At 35.7% G+C, this 2,726-nt stretch carries 5 protein-coding genes; all 5 read left to right on the forward strand.

The window, feature by feature from the left end:
- Positions 1 to 98: 98 nt before the first annotated feature.
- The 5 genes from ADH02_RS08380 to ADH02_RS08405 all read left to right on the forward strand — a co-directional run bounded on the left by ADH02_RS08380 (position 99) and on the right by ADH02_RS08405 (position 2,410).
- Positions 99 to 338, forward strand: a complete 240-nt coding sequence (locus ADH02_RS08380; protein ID WP_048784026.1) for a hypothetical protein — start codon at positions 99 to 101, stop codon at positions 336 to 338.
- A gap of 29 nt (positions 339 to 367) precedes the next feature.
- Positions 368 to 571 carry a hypothetical protein gene (locus tag ADH02_RS08385; RefSeq protein ID WP_048784025.1) on the forward strand — a complete coding sequence of 68 codons (204 nt, stop codon included), beginning with the start codon at positions 368 to 370 and terminating at the stop codon, positions 569 to 571.
- 382 nt (positions 572 to 953) lie between these two features.
- Complete coding sequence (locus ADH02_RS08395; RefSeq protein ID WP_048784125.1) at positions 954 to 1,427, forward strand: siphovirus Gp157 family protein; 474 nt, start codon at positions 954 to 956, stop codon at positions 1,425 to 1,427.
- Position 1,428: 1 nt separating this feature from the next.
- The gene (locus ADH02_RS08400) at positions 1,429 to 1,899 is read left to right on the forward strand and encodes a hypothetical protein (protein ID WP_048784127.1); all 471 of its coding nucleotides are present in this window, start codon (positions 1,429 to 1,431) and stop codon (positions 1,897 to 1,899) included.
- Complete coding sequence (locus ADH02_RS08405; RefSeq protein WP_048784129.1) at positions 1,877 to 2,410, forward strand: NUMOD4 domain-containing protein; 534 nt, start codon at positions 1,877 to 1,879, stop codon at positions 2,408 to 2,410. The genes ADH02_RS08400 and ADH02_RS08405 overlap by 23 nt, the downstream gene beginning before the upstream one ends.
- The last annotated feature ends 316 nt before the right edge of the window (positions 2,411 to 2,726 follow it).

Genomic DNA, 2,726 nt, shown 5'->3' on the forward strand with positions numbered 1-2,726 from the left:
GTGGTGGTTGCAGCAAGAAGAACAGATACACGCCCATACAAATATCAAGCGAGCATGATTGATGAAATACAAAAGATATGGGACGGAAGGAGAAAACGATGAGAACGGAACGAAGAAGAAAAACGAGGGTACAATTCATCCCATTCATGAGATGGATGCTAGGATGGTACATTTTAGCTTTTGGAATCATTATCGCAATGATGAGCATTGTGCTCTTGGTAGGAAAGGCGGTTGAACAACACGAATCAAAAGTGAATCTAATTAGAAGTGGGCAATATGTAGAACCTGATTTTCAGGATTCGTGGAACAAAAAAAGCCAGCGCGGTAACGCTGACTAACTAATAATATCTAAGGAGATTATAACACAATGTGCAATAAGTTTGAAACTTTACATGCAAATTACCTTGACCCTCCAGAGCCAAAAGTGTGGGGATATGACTGGAAAGGTGAAGAAATATACGTAGGTGATGCCTACTACGAGATTGAAGGGGATTACGTTGGTGAAGATGATATCGACGAATTTTTGAAAGAAGCGTATTTAACCACTTCACTCAAGATTGCGGGTGAGTAGATGGAAGATGTGTATTTAAACGATGACCTACTGGATTCAAAACTGCAAAACGTTTTATACGCTAACAAAGTCATCGGACAAATCAGAATGAAAAATGATTCATACGAGGTATATCTATACGAACCTCAAATAAGAAAAACAAGGGTTAAAACCTACGAGGAGGTTGAAGAGATATTAAAAAGCGTATCGAAATCATTAAAAGAACAGAGTCAAAAGTAATTTTAGATATTGATGCGGACTTTGTAAATCCGCTAATTTTTGAACAATACATGGATTATGGAAAAACAGTGGAGGATGCAGCGATGGCGATAGTACAAAATATCCCCAACGTGAAATCATTCCACATCGAACCACAAGGAACACAGAAAGGAATGTTTTATAAATGAATTTATATGAATTAAGTTTAGCGTTTCAAGACGTACAGAATATGGATTTAGATCCTGAAGTAATGAAAGACACGTTAGATAGTATCGAAGATGCCATCGAAAATAAAGCTGAAAACATTGCAAAGTTGATTCGAAACCTTGAATCAGACGTGTCAGCCTACAAAGAAGAAGAGGACCGTTTAAAAACGAAACGTCAAGTTACAGAAAACAAAGTGAAATGGTTGAAGACATATTTAGAAGACAACATGAAACTGACTGGGAAAACTAAATTCAAATCAGGAGTGTTTAAGTTCTCGATTCAGAAAAATCCGGTAAGCGTGAATATTACTAATAAAAAAATTATTCCAGAAGATTATCTAATTCCACAACCACCTAAAGTAAATAATACTACATTAAAAAAAGCATTAAAGGACGGAATTGAAGTTCCAGGGGCTGAATTAAAACAAACGGAAGGGTTGAGAATTAGATAGCATGAGAATTCTAGCAATTGACCCTTCTAGCAATCAAAAGAATACATCGACAACAGGAATTGTTTTATTAGACAATGCTAAATTAGTTGATTATTGGGTTGTGAGCTACGGCATTTCTGGATTTCGAAAATGGATGGAAGATGTCGGTGAAGATATTGAATGTGATGTTGTTGTAATCGAAAAATTCGAAGCTAGGGACAACGACAAATCAAAAGACAATTCAGTATTACAAACCATCGCTTATATACAACTACATTTCCCAGACGCTATCTTGCAGCGTAATGCAGGTTATCAAACGGATATTCCGAATGAATTATTGAAGCGACTTGGATTGTGGAAGTTTGAAAAGAGCCATCACCAGGATGTACGTGCAGCAGCAAGACTCGGACTGTTCTATGCTTTGAGAAACGATATTAAGGAAGTGATTGATGATATCGGGAGAGTGGTACATGGAAATATGGAAAAATATTAAAGATTATGAGGGGTGTTATCAAGTTTCAAACTTAGGACGTATAAAAAGTTTATCTAGAAAAGTTTGGAATGGAAAAACCTACTTCTGGACAAGTGAAAGAATTTTGAAGCCAGGTAGAGATAGAGATGGATATTTTCTTGTAAATCTCTCTAAAAATGGTAAATCAAAAACTGAAAAAGTACACAGGCTAGTTGCAAAAACGTTTATTCCAAATCCAGAAAATAAAGAATCCGTTAATCATATTGATGAAGATCCATCTAATAATAAATTAGAAAATTTAGAATGGGCAACAGTGTCCGAAAATAATAATTACGGAGGGCATAATAAACGATCTTCAAAAAGTAAGAGTAAGCCTATTCTTCAACTCAATTTAGACGGAGAATTCTTGCAAGAATACCAATCTGCGACAGTTGCAGCGCAAATATTAGAAATGTGTAGAGTTTCTATCAGTAATTGTTTGAATGGAAGAACTAGAACCGCAGGTGGTTATAAATGGAGGTATAAAGTTTGACAAAATTAATTTTAAGAAAATGGCAAAAGGAGGCTATTTCCCGAAGTTCAAGATTAACAAATGGTATTTTTCTTGAAGCTTTGGGCGGTTAAGGTCGCGGAAAAACTATCTGTGCTCTAGCAATTGCAAAAGAGAAAAACGCTAAAAAAATCATCATCACAAACAACCGTCTTTCGATTCTGGAAGGATGGAAAGAAGCCATTAAAAAGATGGATTTTGATTCAGATGTTGAGTTTGTCATTTCAACTGACAGAAGTATTCAAAACATGCTTAAAAAAGGCTCAAAATTCAACTGTGACGTGTTGATTATTGATGA

It is taken from the genome of Streptococcus sp. 263_SSPC (assembly GCF_001071995.1).
In the GTDB taxonomy this organism is placed as follows: Bacteria; Bacillota; Bacilli; order Lactobacillales; family Aerococcaceae; genus Granulicatella.

Excerpts from the sequence above, each read along its gene's own strand:
- ADH02_RS08385 (WP_048784025.1), top strand. The coding sequence starts at position 368 with ATGTGCAATAAGTTTGAAACTTTACATGCAAATTACCTTGACCCTCCA.
- ADH02_RS08380 (WP_048784026.1), top strand. The coding sequence starts at position 99 with ATGAGAACGGAACGAAGAAGAAAAACGAGGGTACAATTCATCCCATTC.
- ADH02_RS08400 (WP_048784127.1), top strand. The coding sequence starts at position 1,429 with ATGAGAATTCTAGCAATTGACCCTTCTAGCAATCAAAAGAATACATCG.
- ADH02_RS08405 (WP_048784129.1), top strand. The coding sequence starts at position 1,877 with ATGGAAATATGGAAAAATATTAAAGATTATGAGGGGTGTTATCAAGTT.
- ADH02_RS08395 (WP_048784125.1), top strand. The coding sequence starts at position 954 with ATGAATTTATATGAATTAAGTTTAGCGTTTCAAGACGTACAGAATATG.